Annotated in this window: 24 protein-coding genes; 11 read left to right on the top strand and 13 right to left on the bottom strand. The window is 70.3% G+C overall.

Features of this window, described 5'->3' with window-relative positions; genetic code table 11:
* Positions 1 to 2: 2 nt before the first annotated feature.
* Genes AC4NN1_RS00675 through AC4NN1_RS00690 form a run of 4 tightly spaced genes read right to left on the bottom strand, consistent with a single transcriptional unit; the run spans position 3 to position 1,934 of the window.
* A complete protein-coding gene (locus tag AC4NN1_RS00675) occupies positions 3 to 836 on the bottom strand; it encodes an SURF1 family cytochrome oxidase biogenesis protein (RefSeq protein WP_018186529.1) in 834 nt (277 codons plus the stop codon).
* On the bottom strand, positions 833 to 1,036 hold the full coding sequence (locus tag AC4NN1_RS00680; protein ID WP_018186530.1) for a hypothetical protein: 204 nt from the start codon (positions 1,034 to 1,036) through the stop codon (positions 833 to 835). The genes AC4NN1_RS00675 and AC4NN1_RS00680 overlap by 4 nt, the downstream gene beginning before the upstream one ends.
* Complete coding sequence (locus tag AC4NN1_RS00685; protein WP_336123497.1) at positions 1,033 to 1,524, bottom strand: DUF3099 domain-containing protein; 492 nt, start codon at positions 1,522 to 1,524, stop codon at positions 1,033 to 1,035. The genes AC4NN1_RS00680 and AC4NN1_RS00685 overlap by 4 nt, the downstream gene beginning before the upstream one ends.
* Positions 1,407 to 1,934, bottom strand: coding sequence for a DUF4190 domain-containing protein (locus AC4NN1_RS00690; RefSeq protein WP_020097492.1), 528 nt, complete (start codon positions 1,932 to 1,934; stop codon positions 1,407 to 1,409). Before AC4NN1_RS00690 ends, AC4NN1_RS00685 begins: the two co-directional genes overlap by 118 nt.
* Positions 1,935 to 2,025: 91 nt before the next feature.
* Between AC4NN1_RS00690 and fabG the strand changes: the two genes are divergently transcribed.
* The gene (fabG, locus tag AC4NN1_RS00695) at positions 2,026 to 2,736 is read left to right on the top strand and encodes a 3-oxoacyl-ACP reductase FabG (protein WP_491954300.1); all 711 of its coding nucleotides are present in this window, start codon (positions 2,026 to 2,028) and stop codon (positions 2,734 to 2,736) included.
* Between the two features lie 6 nt (positions 2,737 to 2,742).
* On the opposite strand, the gene AC4NN1_RS00700 is transcribed toward fabG, so the two are convergent.
* Genes AC4NN1_RS00700 through glgC form a run of 3 tightly spaced genes read right to left on the bottom strand, consistent with a single transcriptional unit; the run spans position 2,743 to position 5,386 of the window.
* Positions 2,743 to 3,426, bottom strand: coding sequence for an alpha/beta fold hydrolase (locus tag AC4NN1_RS00700; RefSeq protein ID WP_018186534.1), 684 nt, complete (start codon positions 3,424 to 3,426; stop codon positions 2,743 to 2,745).
* Positions 3,427 to 3,466: 40 nt separating this feature from the next.
* Positions 3,467 to 4,102 carry a phosphoserine phosphatase SerB gene (gene serB, locus AC4NN1_RS00705; RefSeq protein WP_336123501.1) on the bottom strand — a complete coding sequence of 212 codons (636 nt, stop codon included), beginning with the start codon at positions 4,100 to 4,102 and terminating at the stop codon, positions 3,467 to 3,469.
* Between the two features lie 39 nt (positions 4,103 to 4,141).
* Positions 4,142 to 5,386 carry a glucose-1-phosphate adenylyltransferase gene (glgC, locus tag AC4NN1_RS00710; RefSeq protein ID WP_336123502.1) on the bottom strand — a complete coding sequence of 415 codons (1,245 nt, stop codon included), beginning with the start codon at positions 5,384 to 5,386 and terminating at the stop codon, positions 4,142 to 4,144.
* Between the two features lie 76 nt (positions 5,387 to 5,462).
* On the opposite strand from glgC, the gene glgA reads away from it, so the two are divergent.
* From glgA to AC4NN1_RS00725, 3 genes are all read left to right on the top strand, one after another.
* On the top strand, positions 5,463 to 6,656 hold the full coding sequence (gene glgA, locus AC4NN1_RS00715) for a glycogen synthase (protein WP_491954301.1): 1,194 nt from the start codon (positions 5,463 to 5,465) through the stop codon (positions 6,654 to 6,656).
* A 39-nt stretch (positions 6,657 to 6,695) separates the two neighbouring features.
* A complete protein-coding gene (locus AC4NN1_RS00720; protein ID WP_018186538.1) occupies positions 6,696 to 7,481 on the top strand; it encodes an ABC transporter ATP-binding protein in 786 nt (261 codons plus the stop codon).
* An 80-nt stretch (positions 7,482 to 7,561) separates the two neighbouring features.
* The gene (locus AC4NN1_RS00725; RefSeq protein WP_018186539.1) at positions 7,562 to 7,813 is read left to right on the top strand and encodes a type B 50S ribosomal protein L31; all 252 of its coding nucleotides are present in this window, start codon (positions 7,562 to 7,564) and stop codon (positions 7,811 to 7,813) included.
* 60 nt (positions 7,814 to 7,873) lie between these two features.
* Here the strand turns inward: AC4NN1_RS00725 and AC4NN1_RS00730 are convergent, their stop codons facing one another.
* Entirely contained in the window at positions 7,874 to 8,701 is an 828-nt protein-coding gene (locus AC4NN1_RS00730; protein WP_020097487.1) for an exonuclease domain-containing protein, read from the bottom strand.
* 87 nt (positions 8,702 to 8,788) lie between these two features.
* On the opposite strand from AC4NN1_RS00730, the gene AC4NN1_RS00735 reads away from it, so the two are divergent.
* Positions 8,789 to 9,685 (top strand): alpha/beta fold hydrolase, encoded by an 897-nt coding sequence (locus AC4NN1_RS00735; protein WP_363459249.1) that lies wholly within the window; start codon positions 8,789 to 8,791, stop codon positions 9,683 to 9,685.
* Here AC4NN1_RS00735 and AC4NN1_RS00740 read toward each other — a convergent pair.
* Positions 9,645 to 10,202: a CGNR zinc finger domain-containing protein gene (locus AC4NN1_RS00740; protein ID WP_018186542.1), complete on the bottom strand. Its 558-nt coding sequence runs from the start codon at positions 10,200 to 10,202 to the stop codon at positions 9,645 to 9,647. The genes AC4NN1_RS00735 and AC4NN1_RS00740 overlap by 41 nt on opposite strands.
* 103 nt (positions 10,203 to 10,305) lie before the next feature.
* Here AC4NN1_RS00740 and AC4NN1_RS00745 point away from each other — a divergent pair, with 103 nt between their 5' ends.
* Positions 10,306 to 11,295 carry an EamA family transporter gene (locus AC4NN1_RS00745; RefSeq protein WP_336123510.1) on the top strand — a complete coding sequence of 330 codons (990 nt, stop codon included), beginning with the start codon at positions 10,306 to 10,308 and terminating at the stop codon, positions 11,293 to 11,295.
* Here AC4NN1_RS00745 and AC4NN1_RS00750 read toward each other — a convergent pair.
* Entirely contained in the window at positions 11,243 to 11,716 is a 474-nt protein-coding gene (locus AC4NN1_RS00750; protein WP_018186544.1) for an Lrp/AsnC family transcriptional regulator, read from the bottom strand. The genes AC4NN1_RS00745 and AC4NN1_RS00750 overlap by 53 nt on opposite strands.
* Before the next feature lie 177 nt (positions 11,717 to 11,893).
* Between AC4NN1_RS00750 and pdhA the strand changes: the two genes are divergently transcribed.
* From pdhA to AC4NN1_RS00770, 4 genes are read left to right on the top strand one after another with little or no spacing between them, the layout of a single operon-like run.
* Positions 11,894 to 13,015 (top strand): pyruvate dehydrogenase (acetyl-transferring) E1 component subunit alpha, encoded by a 1,122-nt coding sequence (gene pdhA / locus AC4NN1_RS00755; RefSeq protein ID WP_018186545.1) that lies wholly within the window; start codon positions 11,894 to 11,896, stop codon positions 13,013 to 13,015.
* The gene (locus AC4NN1_RS00760) at positions 13,012 to 14,022 is read left to right on the top strand and encodes an alpha-ketoacid dehydrogenase subunit beta (RefSeq protein ID WP_018186546.1); all 1,011 of its coding nucleotides are present in this window, start codon (positions 13,012 to 13,014) and stop codon (positions 14,020 to 14,022) included. The genes pdhA and AC4NN1_RS00760 overlap by 4 nt, the downstream gene beginning before the upstream one ends.
* Positions 14,019 to 15,341 (top strand): dihydrolipoamide acetyltransferase family protein, encoded by a 1,323-nt coding sequence (locus AC4NN1_RS00765; protein ID WP_491954302.1) that lies wholly within the window; start codon positions 14,019 to 14,021, stop codon positions 15,339 to 15,341. The genes AC4NN1_RS00760 and AC4NN1_RS00765 overlap by 4 nt, the downstream gene beginning before the upstream one ends.
* 8 nt (positions 15,342 to 15,349) lie before the next feature.
* Complete coding sequence (locus AC4NN1_RS00770) at positions 15,350 to 16,504, top strand: acyl-CoA dehydrogenase family protein (protein ID WP_336126358.1); 1,155 nt, start codon at positions 15,350 to 15,352, stop codon at positions 16,502 to 16,504.
* A gap of 14 nt (positions 16,505 to 16,518) precedes the next feature.
* Here AC4NN1_RS00770 and AC4NN1_RS00775 read toward each other — a convergent pair whose 3' ends face one another.
* Together AC4NN1_RS00775 and AC4NN1_RS00780 are read right to left on the bottom strand one after the other, a co-directional pair.
* Positions 16,519 to 17,124 carry a histidine phosphatase family protein gene (locus tag AC4NN1_RS00775; protein WP_491954303.1) on the bottom strand — a complete coding sequence of 202 codons (606 nt, stop codon included), beginning with the start codon at positions 17,122 to 17,124 and terminating at the stop codon, positions 16,519 to 16,521.
* A 28-nt stretch (positions 17,125 to 17,152) separates the two neighbouring features.
* Positions 17,153 to 17,998, bottom strand: coding sequence for a Sir2 family NAD-dependent protein deacetylase (locus AC4NN1_RS00780; protein WP_020097480.1), 846 nt, complete (start codon positions 17,996 to 17,998; stop codon positions 17,153 to 17,155).
* 103 nt (positions 17,999 to 18,101) lie between these two features.
* Here AC4NN1_RS00780 and AC4NN1_RS00785 point away from each other — a divergent pair, with 103 nt between their 5' ends.
* Positions 18,102 to 18,893 (top strand): TrmH family RNA methyltransferase, encoded by a 792-nt coding sequence (locus AC4NN1_RS00785; RefSeq protein ID WP_336123515.1) that lies wholly within the window; start codon positions 18,102 to 18,104, stop codon positions 18,891 to 18,893.
* A gap of 2 nt (positions 18,894 to 18,895) precedes the next feature.
* On the opposite strand, the gene AC4NN1_RS00790 is transcribed toward AC4NN1_RS00785, so the two are convergent.
* Positions 18,896 to 19,738: an SGNH/GDSL hydrolase family protein gene (locus AC4NN1_RS00790; protein WP_018186552.1), complete on the bottom strand. Its 843-nt coding sequence runs from the start codon at positions 19,736 to 19,738 to the stop codon at positions 18,896 to 18,898.
* Positions 19,739 to 19,829: the final 91 nt, after the last annotated feature.

Genomic DNA, 19,829 nt, shown 5'->3' on the forward strand with positions numbered 1-19,829 from the left:
GGTCAGCGGGCGTCGAGGAGTTCGTCCTCGGCTTCCATGTCGCGGTCGCGACGTCGCTGCGTCGGTCGGCGCGGCGGGGCATCCGGTCCGGCCTCCTCGTCCTCGCGTCGGTGACGGATCTCGGTGCGGATGATGTACCCGATGAAGGCGAACCCCATCACGGCGAACAGGATCCACTGGATCGCATAGGACAGGTACGGTCCCGGATCGGCCGACGGGTCCTCGAGCGGGTTCGGGCGGTCCGCGGGGGCGGGCGACTCGGTCGTCATGAGCACGTAGGCCGAGTCGAGGAGGGCGGAGGACTGTCCGGTCTCGGTACCGATCAGCTGCAGATCGATCGTGGGGACTTGTCCCTCGGGAGCGGAACGTCCCTCGCGAGCGGGACGTTCGCCCGGTTGCAGGCGGCCGACGACCGTCACCTCACCCGTCGGCGGCGCCGGGATGCTGTCGGGCTCAGGCTGGTCGTCGCCGGGCGGCACCCAGCCGCGGTCGACCACGACGACGCGTCCCGAATCGGTGCGGAACGGCACCAGGACCTCGAAGGCGCTCGTCCCGCCGTGCGGGCGGTTGCGGGCGAGGAGAGTCTGATCGGTGAGGTATTGGCCGGTCATCTCGACGGGTCGCCACTCGTCGTCCGGGGCGAGCGAACTCCCGTCAGGGATCAGTTCTCCGACGGGGACCGGTTCGCGCGAATAGTTCTGCGCCACGAGCCTGAGTTCTGCGTCGCGCTCGGCGTTCCGGGAGAACTGCCAGTTGGACAGGAACGCGCAGGCGACGGCGAACACGATCGCCATCGCCAGGTATCCGCTCCAGCGGAGCGCAGTCTCGCGGTTCACGACGTCGGGGAGGGGGTCAGCGAGGCCACTTCGACGGGGAAGTTCCGTGACGCGAGGTAGTCGCGCAGGAACTCCACGTGGTCGGGACAGGCGACCCAGATCTTGCGGCGATCAGGGGAGTGGATGCGGGGATTGCGCCAGATGACCTGCCACTCGGCATCCGCCCGGCATCCGGCGCGCGAGCACTGCGCGGACGTCATCGGTCCTCCCGAGGCGGGCTCTCCTGGATGCGGATCACGCCGTCCGTCGGTTCTTCCGGGGTTGCGGGCCGGGTGGGCGTCGATTCGATCTCGCGAGAGGGGCGTTCGGCGATGATGACCTCCTCGCCCGTCCCGACGTTCGCTACGACGACAGCCAGGTACGGAAGGACAGCGGCGCCAGCGGCGAAGATCCAGGTCTGCCAGCCGTAGGGCGTGACGGTGACCATCAGGATGAAGCACGCCACGCGGACCGTCATCATGATGACGTAGCGACGGGTGCGGGAGCGGGCATCGACCTCGGGCGCCGTGGCGAGCGATGTCGCAGAGGGCGTGTGGTCGTGCTTGGTGCGGCGGGACGTGGGAGGGCTCCTCAGGAATACTGGCCGACGCTGGATGCCGTCGCAGCGAGCCCGATCACGACGACCAGCCAGATCACGAGCAGCAGCAGCCAGAAGCCGGCGCCGATCCAGCCCAGGATGGTGCCCCACAGCGCCATGCCGCGCCCGTTCTCACCGGACGTCTTGAGTTGCTTGAGTGCCATGTGGCCGGTGATGATGCCGGGGATCGAGGCGAGGAACGGGATGATCGTCAGGCCGACGATCGATGCCACGAGCGAGATGATCGCCAGCACGTTCGTCGGACGGGCGGGCGCGACCGCGTAGCCGTAACCCGGCTGCCCGTACGCGGGCTGGCCATAAGGCTGTCCCTGGTACTGCTGACCCTGGTACTGCGGCTGACCGTAGGCCGGGGCGGCCGTGGGCTGCGGGTGGCCGTAGGGGGGCGCCTGCGGATATGCGGGCGGTGCGTACGGCGGCGCCGCGGGCGAGGAGGCGTCCGGTGCGGGCGGGGTCGGCGGCACGTCCGGGTGCTGCGGCGAGGTGTTCGTGGCGTCGGTCACGGCCGTCTCCTTCAGGCGAGTTGCCCCCAGCCTACCGCTCGGCCGCGCCGCTAGGCTGGTGCGGTTCACCCGGTCTGGAGCAAGGAGAAGCATGACCCGCGAGCGCGTCGTCCTGGTCACTGGAGGCAACCGCGGCATCGGCCGCGCGATCGCCGAGCGGTTCGTCGCGGAGGGGTTCGCCGTCGCGGTCACCGCGCGTTCCGGAGAGGGGCCCGAAGGCACACTGACGGTCCGTGCGGACGTCACCGACGCCGCCTCGCTGGATGCCGCCTACACCGAGGTCGAGCAGAAGCTGGGGCCTGTCGAGGTGGTCGTCGCGAATGCCGGCATCACGAGGGACACCCTGCTGCTCCGCATGACCGAGGACGACTTCGACTCGGTCGTCTCGACCAACCTGGGCGGCGCCTTCCGCGTCGTCAAGCGTGCCGCGAAGGGCATGCTGCGGGCCAAGTGGGGTCGCGTCATCCTCATCTCCTCGGTCGTCGGCCTCTACGGCTCCGCCGGGCAGATCAACTACTCGTCTTCGAAGAGCGCCCTCGTCGGCTTCGCCCGTTCGCTCACCCGCGAGCTGGGTTCGCGGGGCATCACCGCGAACGTCGTCGCCCCCGGGTTCATCGAGACGGACATGACGGCGGCGCTCCCCGACGAGACGCAGGCCGACTACAAGAAGAGCATCCCGGCGGGCCGATTCGGTGCCGCCGATGAGGTCGCTGCGGCGGTCGTGTGGCTCGCGTCGGACGACGCGGCGTACATCTCCGGCGCCGTCATCCCCGTCGACGGTGGTCTCGGCATGGGGCACTGACCCCCGTCAGCGCACCGCGTCGACGATCCGCCGCGACAGTTCGGCCGGCGCCGAGAACTGCGGCCAGTGTCCGGTGCCGAGCCGGACGATCTCGGCGTCCTCGATCGCGGCGAACTCTGCGGCGAAGTCACCCCACGCCGTGACGACCCGACGGAACGTCTCGTCGTCCATGGATCCCATGAGCATCGTCACCGGGACCCGGTGACGCTCGGTGCCCTCCATCACGACGGGGTCGGTCGGCACGCGTCGGGGGACGGATGCCGCCATCGGCGCCGTGCGGGCGCGTGTCTGCTCGTCGAGGTCCGCGGTGTCCTCGGCGTCGAAGAAGTCCCACCCCGGAAAGGGGATCACCCCGTCCACGACGGGGAACTCCGAAATCTCGGCTCCGGGTGGGGGAGGCGTCGTGTCGACCAGGACGACCCGCCGGATGCGGTCGGCGCGCTGCTCGGCGGCGGCCCACGCGACGTTGCCGCCTCCGCTGTGGCCCACGAGGACCAAGGGTCCGTCGATGCTGTCGACCTCGGCGACGACCGCGTCGACCCAGTCGGCGAGGCCGATGTCGGACTCGGGGGCGCCCACGCCCGGGAGGGTCAGCGGATGCGGCGTGTGCCCCGCGTCGCGGAGGGCGGGGACGACGTCGTCCCAGGAGGAGGCTGTCAGCCAGAGGCCGGGGATCAGGATGATGTCCATGTCGGCAGGGTAAGCCGCGCCCCCGACATCCCGCACGGGGTCAGGGGAGCAGGGGGATGAGTTCCGCCAGATCGACCCGCCCGGCGACGAGGTCGGCGCGCAGCCGTACGGCGGGCTTCGCGTTGAAGGCGATGCCGAGGCCGGCGGCATCCATCATCATGAGGTCGTTCGCCCCGTCACCCACCGCGATCGTCGCGGACGGGTGCACACCGTAGGCGCCCGCCCATTCGCGCAGCGCCGAGGCCTTCGCCGCGGCGTCGACGATGTCGCCGTCGACGGAGCCGGTGAGGATGCCGTCGCCCACCGCGAGGCGGTTCGCCCGCCACACGTCGACACCGAGGTCAGGAGCGACCGTGTCGAGGATCTCGTGGAAACCGCCCGAGACGACCGCGGCGACGCCGCCGCGCTCATGGATCGCCGCGATCAGCTCGCGGACGCCCGGGGTGGGCTCGATACGGGAGAGCACTCGCTCGAACGACGCGATCGGGACGCCCGCGAGTTCGCCCACGCGCGAGCGCAGGCTCGTCGCGAAGTCGACCTCGCCCCGCATCGCCGCTTCGGTCGCCGCGGCGACCTCGGCGCCGCGGCCGGCTTCATCGGCGATGAGCTCGATGACCTCGTTGCGGATGATCGTGGAGTCGGCGTCGAACACGACGAGGAACCGGGCGTCAGGCACCCGACCACGCTATCGGCTCCGACGCCGTCGCGACGTCCGTCAGGACGGGATGCGGATGTTCTTGCCGACGACGGTGAGTCCGCTGTCGGTGACGGTGAACCCGCGGGAGAGGTCGAGCTCCCGGTCCACGCCCACCGTCGCACCCGGCTCGAGGACGACGTTCTTGTCGAGGATCGCGCGGTGCACGCGGGCGCCGGCGCCGACACTCACGTGGTCGAAGAGGACCGAGTCGGTGATGGTCGATCCGCCGCCCGACAGGGTCCAGGGACCGAGGACGCTCCGCTCGAGGTGCGTCCCCGACAGGACGCATCCGAGCGACACGATCGAGTCAATCGCGTTCCCGATGCGGCCCACGCCGTCTCGGACGAACTTCGCGGGCGGGGAGTTGACCGACTGCGAGCGGATGGGCCAATCCATGTTGTAGAGGTTGAAGATCGGCAGCGCGGAGATCAGATCCATGTGCGCGTCGAAGAAGGAATCGATCGTGCCCACGTCGCGCCAGTAGTCGCGGTCGCGGTCGGTGGACCCCGGCACGTCGTTGCGCTTGAAGTCGTAGACCGCCGCCTCGCCGCGTGAGACGAAGTAGGGGATGATGTCGCCGCCCATGTCGTGGTTCGACGTGGGCAGTTCGCCGTCCGCTTCGACCGCCTCGATGAGGGCGTCGGTGTCGAAGACGTAGTTGCCCATCGAGGCGAGCACCTCGCCCGGGCTGTCGGGAAGACCGGTGGGGTTCTGGGGCTTCTCGAGGAAGTCGCGGATCGTGATGCCGTCTGCGGGATCGACGTCGATGACGCCGAACTGGTTCGCGAGGCCGATCGGTTGACGGATGCCGGCGACCGAGGCACGTGCGCCCGACGCGATGTGCGCGTCGATCATCTGCTGGAAGTCCATGCGATAGACGTGGTCGGCGCCGATGACCGCGACGATGTCGGGCTTCTCGTCGTGGATGAGGTTCAACGACTGCAGGATCGCGTCGGCCGAGCCGGAGAACCACCGCTTGCCGAGACGCTGCTGCGCGGGCACGGACGTGACGTAAGCCCCGAGGAGTGCCGACATGCGCCACGTCTGCGAGACGTGGCGGTCGAGGCTGTGCGACTTGTACTGCGTCAGGACGACGATCTGACGAAGCTCCGAGTTGATGAGGTTGGAGATCGCGAAGTCGATGAGACGGTACTGCCCGCCGAAGGGGACGGCGGGTTTCGCGCGATCCTGGGTGAGCGGCATGAGGCGCTTGCCCTCGCCACCGGCGAGGACGATACCGAGGACCTTGGGTGATGCTGGCATGTGCTCACACTAAGGCGATTTGCAACGGGCAAGCGAGGACTTTGGCGCGTGTTCCGCGTGGCCTAGAGTTCGGTCCATGCGCGTCGACATCGTCACGAAGGAGTACCCGCCGGAGATCTACGGCGGTGCGGGGGTCCACGTCACCGAACTCGTCTCGGCGCTGCGCTCACGCATGGAGGTCCAGGTCCGCGCGTTCGGCGCTCAGCGCGACGAGCCGGACACCACCTCGTACGCGGTCCCGGAGGGGCTCGCCGAGGCGAACGCGGCGGTGCAGACGCTCGGCACCGATCTCGAGATCGTCGGCGACGTCGCCGGCGCCGACGTCGTGCACAGTCACACCTGGTACGCCAACTTCGCCGGATTCCTGGCCTCGAAGCTGCATGGCATCCCTCACATCGTCACCGCCCACTCGCTCGAGCCCCTGCGTCCGTGGAAGGCCGAGCAGCTCGGCGGCGGGTACGCCGTCTCGAGCTTCGTGGAGCGCACCGCCTACGAGAACGCCGCCGCCGTGGTCGCCGTGAGCGACGGGATGCGGCGCGACATCCTGCGGAGCTACCCCGCCCTCGACCCGGCCAAGGTGCGGGTCATCTACAACGGGATCGACGTCGAGGCATGGCAGCCCCGCGAGGATCCGGAGCTCCTGTCGCGCTGGGGAATCGACCCGTCGCGGCCGTCGGTCGTGTTCGTCGGCCGCATCACGCGTCAGAAGGGCCTGCCGTACTTCCTGCGGGCGGCGGAGCTCCTGCCGCCGGATGTGCAGCTCGTCCTCTGCGCCGGCGCTCCCGACACCCCGGAGATCATGGCGGAGGTCCAGGGTCTGGTCCGGAAGCTCCAGGAGACGCGCGACGGTGTCGTGTGGATCGAGGAGTTCCTGCCGCGGCCGGATCTCTGCGCCATCCTGACCTCGGCCACCACGTTCGTCTGCCCGTCGATCTACGAGCCCCTCGGCATCGTCAACCTCGAGGCGATGGCGTGCGGCGCCGCAGTCGTCGGGACGGCGACCGGCGGCATCCCGGAGGTCGTCATCGACGGCGTCACGGGGCGCCTCGTCCCGATCGACCAGGTCGAGGACGGCACGGGAACACCGGTCGATCCCGATCGTTTCGTCGCCGACCTGGCAGCGACGCTGACCGAGGTCGTGTCCGACCCCGAGAAGGCCCGCGCCTACGGCCGGGCCGGTCGCGAGCGGGCGGCATCCGACTTCAGCTGGGAAGCGATCGCGGATGCCACGGCGGAACTGTACCGAGAGGTCGCCACGACCGGCCGGTAGCCTGCCGGCCGGGGCTCAGCCGGTCGATAGGCTGGGAGCATGCCTCAGGTGCTCGAACTCGCCGACGTCGTCGTCCGCCGCAATGCCCGCAACATCGTCGACGGGATCGACTGGACCGTCGACGCGGATCAGCGGTGGGTCGTCCTCGGCCCCAACGGTGCCGGCAAGACCACGGTGCTCCAGCTCGCCGCGACCCTCGCCCACCCGAGTTCGGGCACGGTCACCGTCCTCGACGAGGTCCTCGGGCGCACCGACGTGTTCGACCTCCGCCCCCGGATCGGGTTCGCCTCGTCGGCCATGGCCAAGCGGGTGCCGCAGGACGAGACGGTCCTCGACGTCGTCCTGACCGCTGCCTACGCCGTGGTCGGACGCTGGCGCGAGGACTACGAGGCGATCGACGAGCGTCGTGCGCGACGGGTCCTCGGGGAGTGGGGGCTCGCCGACCTGGCCGACCGCACCTTCGGCACCCTCTCGGACGGGGAGCAGAAGCGCGTCCAGATCGCGCGCGCCGTCATGACCGACCCGGAGCTCCTCCTGCTCGACGAGCCCACGGCGAGCCTCGACCTCGGCGCCCGCGAAGAGCTCCTGAGCCTGCTGAGCGGGTATGCGAAGGAGGAGTCGACGCCCGCGATGATCATGGTCACGCACCACGTCGAGGAGATCCCCGTCGGCTTCACGCACGTCCTCCTGCTGCGCGACGGCGCCGCGGTCGCCCAGGGACCGATCGCGGAGACCCTGACGGCGGAGAACCTGACGGCGACCTTCGGGATGCCGATCACGCTGACGTCGGAGGACGGCCGGTTCGCCGCGCGCGCGGCATCCTGATAGAATCTTGCGTTGGCGCGTTCGCGCTGCAGACTTTCACCCGCTCCTGGCAAAATCCAGGGCACTTCGTGAGGAACCCAATGAAGACTGACATCCACCCCGAGTACCGCGCCGTCGTTTTCCGCGACCTCGGCTCCGGCGAGACCTTCCTGACCCGTTCGACGGTCTCGAGCGACAAGACGATCGAGCTGGACGGCGAGACCTACCCGGTCATCGACGTCGAGATCTCGTCCGCTTCGCACCCGTTCTACACGGGCAAGCAGCGCATCATGGACTCGGCCGGTCGCGTCGAGAAGTTCAACCAGCGCTTCAAGAACTTCGGCAGCAAGTAAGCAGCCGTCCTCGAAGGCCTCGCTCCGGCGGGGCCTTCGTCGTTTCCGGATGCGTTCCGGTCAGCGGATCGGCCAGCTGCCGTCCACGTCGGCGTCGAGTCGGCCGATGCGGACGAAGTACTCGGTGAGGCTCTCGGCCTGCGCACGCGCCCAGGCCACCTGCTGCGTGTGGAGGTCGTGAGCCGAGACATCGAGGTCGAAGCGCGCGGCGATCGCCTGCGCGACGCGGCCCGCGGCGATCGCATCGGCCGCGGCGTCGTGCGCCCCTTCGAGGGCGACGGAGTAGTGCGCGGCGACGACCTCGAGCGTGCGCTTGCCGCGGCGGTACCGGTCGTAGGTCTTGTCGACGACGAGCGGGTCGATGACCGGCGACGGTGACTCGATCGGCGCGACACCGTGACGGATGCCCTCGTATTTGAGCAGCGAGAAGTCGAAGGGCGCGTTGTAGGCGACGACCGGGATGCCGGCGGCGAACAGGTCGCGCAGCGTGGCGGTCACCTCGGCGACGACCTCCGCGGCAGGGCGGCCCTCGGTGCGGGCCCGCTCGGTCGTGATGCCGTGGACCGCCGTCGCCCCTGCGGGGATCTCGACCCCGGGGTCTGCGAGCCAGGTGCGCGCGTCGATCACGGCGCCGGAAGCGTCGAGCACGCCGACGTGGGCGCTGACGATCCGGTCGGAGCGGACGTCGATACCGGTCGTCTCGAGGTCGAAGACGCCCAGCGGGCCCGCACAGGGACCCGGCGAGACGGATTCGGTGGGGACCTCGGCGACCACGACGGACTCGACCGTGGCGGGCTCGGGGCGGGCGATCGCGGAGGCGACCTCAGCAGGAGCGGCCTCGTCCCACGTGTCGTCATCCCACAGCGGAAGTTCGTGCCAAGCGCCCATGCTCCGACGCTACGGTCGACCGCGGACATCGGGTCGGACGACGCGCCGCCGGGCAGGAGGCGGATCGCCCCCTCGTAGACTCAACGGGTGACTGCCGTGAATCCGTACGCCGAGCGCCTCGCGGCCGTCCCCGTCGAGCGACACGAGGTGACCGTCGCGGGTACTCCGACGGCGTACTGGGTCTACGGACCGGCGGATGCCGAGACCACGATCCTCGCGGTCCACGGCTTCCGCGGCGACCACCACGGTCTCGAACCGATCGTGGCGCAGCTCGACGGCATTCGCGTGATCTCGCCGGACCTCCCCGGCTTCGGTGAGACCCCGGCATTCCCGGGCCGGCACGATCTCGACGCCTACGCGTCGTGGCTGACCGCCTTCGCCGACGAGGTCGCACCCGGGGCGGTCGTCCTCGGCCACTCCTTCGGCTCGATCGTCTCGTCGGCGGCCGTCGCACGCGGGCTCGCGACGCCGCGACTGATCCTCGTGAACCCCATCGGGGCGCCCGCGCTCGAGGGGCCCCGCGGCATCCTCACGCGCCTCGCGATCTTCTACTACTGGGCCGGCGCGCGGCTGCCCCGGCCGCTCGGCGACGCGCTGCTGCGCAACCGTGTCATCGTGCGGGTGACGAGCGTCGCGATGGCCAAGACGCGGGACCGTGGCCTCCGCGCCTTCATCCACGACCAGCACGACACCTACTTCTCGCGGTTCGCCGACCGCGACACCCTGCACGAGGCGTTCGTCACCTCGGTGTCGCACGACGTGCGCGAAGCCGCCGGGCGCATCGACGTCCCGACGCTCCTCATCGCGGCCGAGAACGACGACATCACGCCGCTGTCGGCCCAGTTCGAGCTGCAGCAGATGTTCCGGGATGCCGACCTCGTCGTCATCCCCCAGGTGGGGCACCTGATCCACTACGAGACGCCGCGGGCCGCGGCATCCGCCATCACGCGCTTTCTTCGGCCTTACGCCGACGGTACGCGTTGACGTTCATGCGGTTGCCGCAGTTGCCGGTGTCGCAGTAGCGCTTCGAGCCGTTCTTCGAGTAATCGATGTAGACGGCCTCGCAGTCGTCGGCTGAGCAGACGCGCACGCGGTCGAACTCGTCGGAACGGATGACGTCGACGAAGGCCATGGCCACCTCGACGGTGATGCGGGTGGCGAGCGGTGCGGCGTCGTCGGTGGCGTGGATGTGCCAGTCGTAGCCGTCGTGGATGACGAGCTGGGGGAGCGCCCGGCCGTCACGGAGCATGGCATTGACGATCGGCACCGCGGCGACGCGGTCGCCGGTCCAGAGCTGACGCAGTTGCGACCGAGCGGAGCGGAGTTGGTCCAGCTCGACATCGTCGCGGCGGATCGCTCCCGTGTACGGATACTCCTGCAGGAACTCGGTCATGTCGTCGAGGTTCGCGAGTCTGTCGACCCCCTCGCCGTCGATCTCGGGGAGGGAGTTCACGAGCGCGGTCGCCGCGCGCAACGCATTTTCCGTGTCATGGATGAACATGGTGTTGACTCCTGACGCGTGCCATCGCTAGTGTCACCAGTGTAATGACACTTAGGTCATGACGAATCGATCTCGCCCCTGAGGACAGCAGATGACTCGCACGATGTCCGTCCGGCCTTCCGCGCTTCCGGCGCGCGGCACGGTGCCGCCGAGCGGGCTGGTCCTGGCCGTCGTCAGCGCGCTGACGTTCTCGGTCAGCGGTCCCATCGCCAAGCCGCTGCTCGAGGGCGGGTGGTCGCTCGCGGCCGTGCTCGCCATCCGGATGGGGGTGGCCGGCCTCGTGCTCTCGCCCGCGCTCATCCGGACGCTCGTCCGACGGCGCGACTTCCTCCGCGTGCACTGGCTCTCGCTCGTCGCCTTCGGGCTGATCCCCGTGGTCGGCTGCCAGATCTTCTACTTCTCCGCCCTGCAGCGGATGCCGGTGGGCATCGCCCTGCTGATCCAGTACCTCGCGCCCGTCATGCTCGTCCTCTTCGTGTGGGCGCGGACCCGCCGTGCTCCCTCGCGCGTCGTGATCGTGGGTTCCGTCGTCGCGATGACCGGCCTCGTCCTCGTGGTGGACATCGCCGGCGCGCGTTTCGACCTGCTGGGCACCGTGTTCGCGCTCCTCGCAGCGGTGTGCGCCTGCGTCTACTTCGTGATGAGCGAGCGGACCGGCGACGATCTGCCGCCGCTGTCGCTCGCCGCGGGCGGGCTGCTCATCGGCACGGTGACGATCCTGCTGCTCGCGGCCGTCGGCATCCTGCCCCTCTCGGCGTCGGCCGCTGCCGTGGACGTGCTGGGGGCGACCGTCTCGCCGCTCGTCCCGCTCGTGCTCGTGGGACTGTGCACCGCGACCGGGTACGCGCTCGGCATCATGGCCGTTCCCCGTATCGGGTCGCGGTTGGCGTCGTTCGTCGGGCTCTCGGAGGTGCTGTTCGCGCTGAGCTTCGCTTGGCTGCTGCTGGGGGAGGCGCCGGCAGGCGTGCAGTTCGCGGGCGGTGCGCTCATCCTCGCGGGCGTGATCCTCGTCCGCCTCGAGGAGCGCGCGCCCGCGGATGTCAGTTCCCCCGCCGAGCCGCTGCCAGGAGAGGTCGCACCCGGTATCCGATGACCTCGCCCATCGCGAGCGACGTCTCGGTGCGTTCGACGCCGTCGATCGCGAGGATGCGAGCGTCGATGTCGAAGAGGTGCTGCGTGTCACGCGCTGCGACGCGGACCAGGAGGTCGACCGGTCCGCTCATGCCGTGGCACTGCACGACCTCGGGAATCTCCTGCAACTCCGCCGTGATGCGCGGCAGATCCGCCTGACGCACCTGCACGTGAAGGATCGCGTCGATCGCGTATCCGAGCGCGGCGGGGGACATGGCCCGTTCGTAGGAGAGGAAGACACCGGAGCGTTCGAGCTTCGCCATGCGCGCCTGAACGGTGTTCCGCGAGAGCCCCAAGCGCTCCGCGAGCGCGACCACAGTGGCCCGGTGATCTTCCGCGAGGGCGTTCAACAGCTCGAGATCCACGTGGTCGAGGGCGCTCATAGTGCCACACCATAGCAGGGGCCACGTCGGCTGCTTACGCATCCTGCTCAATGTTCCGCTCGATGCTTGAGCGAGGTGCGATGTCGGCTTAGTGTCGCATCATCCGGCGACGAAGCCGGTGTTCTGCGCCGGTCGCCCGTCCACAAGACGCGCGTCCGCGATCAGAGAGGGACGATGATGACCGACACTCTGACCCCCGCCGCCGCACTGGCGAGCGATACCGAGGATGTGGCCCGCCTGCTCGACCACGAGGGGTGCCGCGTGCGCGACGAGCGGCTGGACCCGTGGGCCGCCGACGTCGATGCCCCCATGCTCCGCCAGGTGTACCGCGACATGTTCCTCTCACGCCGGCTCGACGCCGAGGGCGTCGCCCTTCAGAGGCAAGGGCATCTGGGCCTGTGGGCGCCGGCGCAGGGTCAGGAGGCCGTCCAGGTCGGTACCGCGTGGGCGTGCCACGACGACGACTTCCTCTTCCCGAGCTACCGCGAGATCGGCATCGAGGTCGTCCGCGGCGTGCAGCCGAAGGACTTCGTGATGGTCTGGCACGGTGCGCAGCACGCGAGCTGGAACCCGTTCGACGTGCACGTCGCGAACCCGCAGATCATCATCGGGGCGCAGAGCCTGCACGCCGTCGGCTACGCCATGGGCATCCAGCGCGACGGCGGCGACCAGGTCGCGGTGGCCTACTTCGGGGACGGGGCGACGAGTCAGGGCGATGTCAACGAGGCGATGATCTTCGCGGCCTCGTACGGCGTCCCCGTCGTCTTCGTCTGCTCCAACAACCAGTGGGCGATCTCCGAGCCCGTGCAGTTGCAGTCGCGGACGCCGATCTCCCACCGCGCGCCGGGCTTCGGCATCCCGAGCCTGCGTGTCGACGGCAACGACGTCCTCGCCTGCATCGCCGCGATGCGCTGGGCCGCCGACCACGCCCGCAGCGGCCGCGGTCCCGCCTACCTCGAGGCCGTCACCTACCGCGTCGGCCCCCACACGACCTCGGACGATCCGACCCGCTACCGCGACGCCGACGAGGTAGCGCACTGGAAGGCCCGCGATCCGCTGGCCCGCGTCGAGTCGTACCTGCGCTCGCTCGGTGCGTTCGACGACGCCTTCGCCCAGACGTTGACCGCGGATGCCGACCGTTTCACCGCGGCGATGCGCAGCGCCGTCGTGGGTGCCGGGGCTCCCGAGCCCCTGCGGGTGTTCGACCAGGTGTACGCCGAACCGCACAGCGGGCTCGACGAGCAGCGCGCCCGCTTCGCCGTGTACCTCGACGGCTTCTCGGGCGGAGGCGCACGATGACCGAGATGACGATGGGCAAGGCCCTCACCGCCGCCATGCGCCGTGCGCTCGCCGAGGACGACAAGACCCTCGTCATGGGGGAGGACATCGGCCGCCTCGGTGGTGTGTTCCGCATCACGGACGGTCTGCAGTCCGAATTCGGTCCGCGCCGGGTCGTCGACACCCCGCTCGCCGAGTCGGGGATCGTCGGGACCGCCGTGGGGCTCGCGTTCCGGGGGTTCCGCCCGATCGTGGAGATCCAGTTCGATGGCTTCGTCTACCCCGCTTTCGACCAGATCGTCAGTCAGGTCGCGAAGCTCCACTACCGGACGCAGGGCCGCGTGAAGATGCCGATCACGATCCGCATCCCGTGGGCGGGCGGGGTCGGCGCGGCCGAGCACCACTCCGAGTCGCCCGAGGCGTACTTCGTGCACACGGCCGGCCTCCGTGTCGTCGCGGTGTCGAACCCGCAGGACGCGTACACGATGCTCCGTCAGGCGATCGCGAGCGACGACCCCGTCGTCTTCTTCGAACCGAAGCGGCTGTACCACGCCAAGGGCGAGGTCGACCTCGACGCCGACATCGCCGACGCCGCCCCGATGGGCCTCGCGCGGGTGGTCCGCGAAGGCACGGACGTCACCGTCGTGACCTACGGCGCCCAGGTGACGACGGCGCTGGATGCCGCGCTCGCCGCCGAGGACGAGGGGATCTCCCTCGAGGTCATCGACCTCCGGTCGCTGTCGCCCGTGGACTACGGCACGGTCGCGGCATCCGTCCGGCGGACCGGGCGGGTCGTGGTCACGCACGAGGCGGCCCGTGAGGCGGGCGTCGGCGCGGAGGTGATCGCGAGCATCACCGAGAAGTGCTTCCACTACCTCGAAGCGCCGCCGCTGCGGGTGACGGGCCACGACATCCCCTATCCGCCGGCGAAGCTCGAGCAGCATCACCTGCCCGACCTCGACCGCATCCTGGATGCCGTCGACCGGGTGCTGGGCCGCCCCTCGGGCGTTCCGGAGGTGACCGCGTGATCACCGAGTTCCGTCTTCCCGACCTCGGCGAGGGACTGCGCGAAGCAGAGATCGTGCAGTGGCACGTCGCCCCCGGCGACGAGGTCGCTCTCAATCAGACGATCGCCGAGGTCGAGACCGCCAAGGCGGTCGTCGAGTTGCCGTCGCCGTTCGCCGGCACGGTCTCCGCCCTCCACCACGCCGAGGGGGATGTCGTCCCGGTCGGCGAGGTGCTGATCGCGTTCGACATCGCCGGGGCAGTCGATGCACCTGAGCCGAAGCGCGAGCCGAACCTCGTCGGCTACGGGGCCGCGCCGCGTAGCGACGCGCGTCCGCAGCGGCGGGCGCGGGCAGGGGCCGGCGGAGAGGCCGTCGACCTGGCCGTCCGCGAAGCGGCCCCGCACGACGCGATCGAGACCGCCCCTGCCGAGCGCGAGCCGCGCGAGCGTCCCCGGTCCACCCCGCCGGTGCGCAAACTCGCCCGCGACCTCGGGGTCGATCTCGATCTCGTGGCGGCGCAGGGAGTCGACGGCATCATCACGCGCGAGGACGTGGAGTCCTATGCGGCACGGAATCCCGCGGAGTCTGCGGCGGTGGCCCCGGCATCCGCCGCCCCTGTCGCGCCGATGGCGACCTCGCCCGTGGATGAGCGGATCCCGATCCGCGGCGTCCGCAAGCACACCGCCGACGCGATGGTGCGCTCCGCGTTCACGGCCCCGCACGCGGCGACGTTCCTGACGGTCGACGTGACGGCATCCGTCGATTTCGTGGCGGGACTGCGCGCCGACCGGCGCTACGCCGACGCCCGCATCGGGATCATGGCGGTCGCCGCGAAGGCCGTGTGCCTCGCCCTCCGCCGGACCCCCGAGCTCAACGCGACCTGGGACGAAGCGGCGGGCGAGATCGTCCGATACGGGCGGGTGAACCTCGGGATCGCCGCAGCGACCGACCGCGGGCTCGTCGTGCCGTCGGTGAAGGATGCCGGTGCGCTGTCGCTCGTCGACCTCGCCCAGTCGATCCGCACCCTCGCCGACACGGCGCGGGCGGGCAAGGCGACGCCCGCCGATCTGTCGGGCGGGACCTTCTCGATCACGAACTACGGGGTGTTCGGCGTGGATGCCGGGACGCCCATTCTCGTCCCGGGGGAGGCCGGCATCCTCGGCCTCGGCGCCGTGCAGCGCCGCCCGTGGGAGTACGAGGGAGGCGTCGCCCTGCGCGACGTCATGACACTGAGTCTGTCGTTCGACCACCGGCTGGTGGACGGGGCCGAAGCGGCCCGGTTCCTCACCGATGTGGCCGACGTGTTGCATGCGCCGGGAAGGGCGATGGTGTTCGCATGAGTCTGCCGATGACGGGATACGACCTCACGGAGGAGCAGGTCGAGCTGGCCGGGCTCGTCCGCTCGTTCGCCGACGAGGTGGTCGCGCCGGTCTCATACGAGGCCGACCGCACCAAGACGCTGCCGATGGACGTCGTCGCGCAGATGGGCGACATGGGATTGTTCGGGTTGCCGTTCCCCGACGAGGTCGGCGGCCAGGGCGGCGACTACGTCACCTTGGGGCTCGCGATCGAGGCGCTCGCCCGCGTGGACCAGTCGATCGCGATCACGCTCGAAGCGGGGGTGAGTCTCGGCGCCATGCCGATCTTCCGCTTCGGGACCGACGCGCAGCGCGAGGAGTACCTGCCCGACCTGCTGGCCGGGCGCGCGCTCGCCGGCTTCGGGCTGACCGAGCCGGAGGCGGGATCGGATGCCGGGGCCACCCGCACGACGGCGCGCCTCGACGGCGGCGACTGGGTGATCGACGGGGCGAAGCAGTTCATCACCAACTCGGGCACCCCCATCACCCGCTTCGTGACGGTCACCGCCGTGACGAGCGAGCCGGGCGCCGCGGCGCGCGAGATCTCGACGATCATCGTCCCGCACGGCACGCCGGGGTTCACCGTCGGTCCCGCGTACGACAAGGTCGGCTGGCACGCCAGCGACACGCATCCGCTCGTCTTCACGGGCGCGCGGGTGCCCGAGGAGAACCTCCTCGGGCAGCGCGGGCGCGGGTTCGCGAACTTCCTCCACATCCTCGACGAGGGCCGCATCGCGATCGCGGCACTCGCCACCGGGGCGGCGGAGGGATGCCTCGAGGCCGCCGTCGACTACGCGAAGAGCCGTGTCGTGTTCGGCGAGACGCTGGGAACGCGCCAGAGCATCCAGTTCATGCTCGCGCGCATGCAGCAGCGCGTCCACGTGTCACGTCTCGCCTGGCTGCACGCGGCACGCCTGCGCGACGCGGGGCGCCCGTTCAAGACCGAGGCGGCCATCGCGAAGCTCACCTCGAGCGATGCGGCGATGGACAACGCCCGCGACGCGACGCAGATCTTCGGCGGCAACGGGTTCATCAACGAGTACCCCGTCGCGCGGCACTTCCGTGACTCGAAGATCCTGGAGGTGGGGGAGGGGACGACCGAGGTGCAGCTGCTCCTCATCGCCCGATCGCTCGGCCTCGCCTGAGCCCGGCGAACGTGTCAGACGGGTAGTGCTGACGAGGTCAGGAGCGACAGCCAGTCGTCCTCCACCCGGAAGGTGTGCGCGGAGCCGTTGGCGAGCTTGTGGCCCGGCTCGGGGTACTCGCCCGAGGTCGCGTGGGAGATCACGGTGCGGATGAGCGCGCCGTGGGCCACCGCGATGACGTGCGGCTCGTCGGGCTCGACCAGCGCGCGGGCATCGGCGACCGCTTCCTGGATCCCGCGCAGTGCTCGGGTCGTGACCTCCGGCCATGGCTCGGCGCCCGGGACCTCCGCGGTCGCCCAGGGCCCCCAGCGGTCGAAGAACTCGGTGTCGGTGAGTCCTTCGGCATCCCCGTAGCCGCGCTCCTGAAGTGCGGGGTACGTGCGCGGCTCGGGCAGGTCGAGGATGCCGGCGATGATGCGCGCGGTCTCGTTCGCCCGTGACAGGTCGCTCGAGACGATGACGGTCGGTGTGGACCGGTCGAGTGCATCAGCGAGGGCGACCCCCGCGGCGCGGGCCTGCTGCCGTCCGGTGTCGTTCAGGGGGATGTCGGTCGACCCCTGGATCCGGCGGGCGCGGTTCCAGTCGGTCTCGCCGTGGCGCACGAGGGTGAGAAGGGTCACCGGACGAGCCTACGACGAGGCGGCAGCCTCACCGGCCGGCAAGCTCGCGCCCGAGGACCGTGAGCACCTCGGAGGTCCCGGCGTCGATCTTTACGGTGGCGCGGGTGTCGCCGCGCGTCTCGCCGCGGTTGACGATCACGATGGGCAGCCGCCGGCGGCGGGCGCGGTCGAGGAGTCGGATGCCGGAGTTCACGACCAGGGAGGATCCGGCGATCAGCAACGCGGTACTCGAGCGGACGAGCTGCTCGGCTTCGCGGAACTTCTCGAGCGGGATGTACTCGCCGAAGAAGACGACCTCGGGCTTCAGCATCCCGCCGCAGACGGAGCAGTCGGGGACGACGAAGCCGTCGCTCGCAGCGGGCAGGACGTCGCCGTCGGGACCGAGCTCGACGTTCTCGGGCACCGTGATCCAGGGGTTGTCGCGCTCGATCCGCACGGCCAGGTCGCGGCGGTCGAAGACCTGGCCGCAGTGCAGGCACGACACGCGCCGCATCGTGCCGTGGAGTTCGACCACGCGCCGGCTGCCGGCGCGCACGTGCAGGCCGTCGACGTTCTGCGTGATGACGCCCGACGCGATGCCGGCGTGCTCGAGCGCCGCCAGGGCCCGGTGTCCCTCGTTGGGGGCTGCGGCGGCGAACGTCCGCCACCCGAGGTGGCTGCCGACCCAGTAGCGCCGCCGCGACGAGTCGTCGGCGAGGAACTGCTGAGCAGTCATGGGGGTCCGGACAGGAGCGCCCTTGCCGCGGTAGTCCGGGATGCCCGAATCCGTCGAGACACCGGCGCCCGTGAGAACGGCGACGCGGTGCCCGGCGAGCGCGTCGGCCGCGCGTTCCACGGCAGCCGTCGTCTCGGCATCCAGGTCCAGCACGCTCATGGCCCTCCTCAGGGGATCGAGCCTACGCCGTCGTCGTTTCGCGGAGGTCACCACCATCCGTGACAGCCCGCCCATGACAGCCCGCCCATGACAGCATGGGGCCATGACGACGATCCGCATCGACGATCCGTCGGATCCGCGTCTGTCGGACTACCGGGGACTCACCGACACGGCGCTGCGCCGGATCGCCGAGCCCGAGGGCGGCCTCTACATCGCCGAATCGGCGAAGGTGATCTCCCGCGCGGTGGGTGCCGGGCACCGGCCACGGTCCGTGCTCGTGCAGGAGAAATGGATCGACGACGTCGCGGTTCTCGCCGGTGACGCGCCCGTCTACGTCGTCCCCGACACCGTTGCGGAGCAGGTGACCGGGTTCGCGGTCCACAGAGGAGCGCTCGCCGCCATGCATCGGCCGGTGCAGCCCGATCCCGCGCAGCTCCTCGAGCACTCCCGGACGGTCGTCGTCCTCGAGGACATCGTCGACCACACCAACGTCGGGGCCGCCTTCCGGGCCGCCGCGGCGCTGGGCGCCGATGCCGTCCTCGTCTCGCCTCGGTGCGGAGACCCGCTCTACCGCCGTAGCGTCCGGGTCAGCATGGGAACGGTCTTCCAGGTGCCGTGGGCGCGCCTTCCCGAGTGGGATGCCGCCACGCCCCTGTTCGCGGCCGCGGGAGTGCACCTGGCGGCGATGGCGCTGGCCGACGACGCCCTGTCGCTCGACGAGTTCGCCGCAGCCCGGCCCGACAAGCTCGCGATCCTCATGGGGTCCGAGGGGGAGGGTTTGTCCGCCTCAGCGCTCGCGGTGTCCGATTCGATCGTCACCATCCCGATGGGGGGCGGTGTCGATTCGCTCAACGTCGCGTCGGCGGCTGCGGTCGCGCTGTGGGCACTGCGCTGAGCTCAGTCGCCGGAGTGCGTCGACGAGAACGGCAGCGCGTCGGGGCGCTTGGCCGTGACGTTGTCTCCCGAAGACTGGTGGCGCAGGCGTCGCAGCACCCACGGGACGAAGTGCGCCCGCGCCCACACGAGATCGTTCGCCCGGGCCGCCCGCCACGTGGTCGGTGGCAGGGCCTCGGGCGACATCGGCTGCAGGTCGTTCGGCACGTTGAGCGCGCGGAGCACCATGCGTGCGACCTCGTGATGTCCGAGGGAGTTGTAGTGCAGGCGGTCGTCGTCGAAGAAGCGCATGTCCTGCACCTCTTTCAACGCCCACTGGTCGGCCACGATGCAGTCGTAGCGATCGGCGATCGCCCGGATGTTCTCGTTGTAGATCGCGACGCGACCGCGGATGCCGCGGAAGACCGGCGTGAACTCGGTGTCGATCGCGGTGAAGACCAGCAGTGTCGCGCCCTGCGATGAGAGGCGGGCGACGGCATCCTCGAACAGCTCCGCGACGGCATCCGGATCGCCCTGCGGACGGATCACGTCGTTGCCGCCGGCCGAGAGGGTGATGAGGTCGGGCTTCAGCGCGAGGGCGGGCTCGATCTGAGCGTCGACGATCTGGCGGATGAGCTTGCCGCGGATCGCGAGGTTCGCGTAGGCGAAATCGTCGACCTGTGAGGCCAGCACGGCCGCGACGCGGTCGGCCCAACCGCGGTGCTCACCGGGGCGATCCGGGTAGGGATCGCCGATGCCTTCGGTGAAGGAGTCTCCGATCGAGACCATGCGCCGCCAGGGGTGGGCGGTCGCGTTCGGTATGTACGGCGACCGGTTCTCATCCGGGGCCTGGTCGTTCTCGCGCATGGCACCTCCGCATCGAGGCTACCCGCCGGATGCCGCCGGTCCCGATCGACGACCGGTGTCCCTGGGCGCGATTAGGGTGGATCGACGTGAC

The organism is Microbacterium sp. MDV22-iso44, from assembly GCF_058629135.1.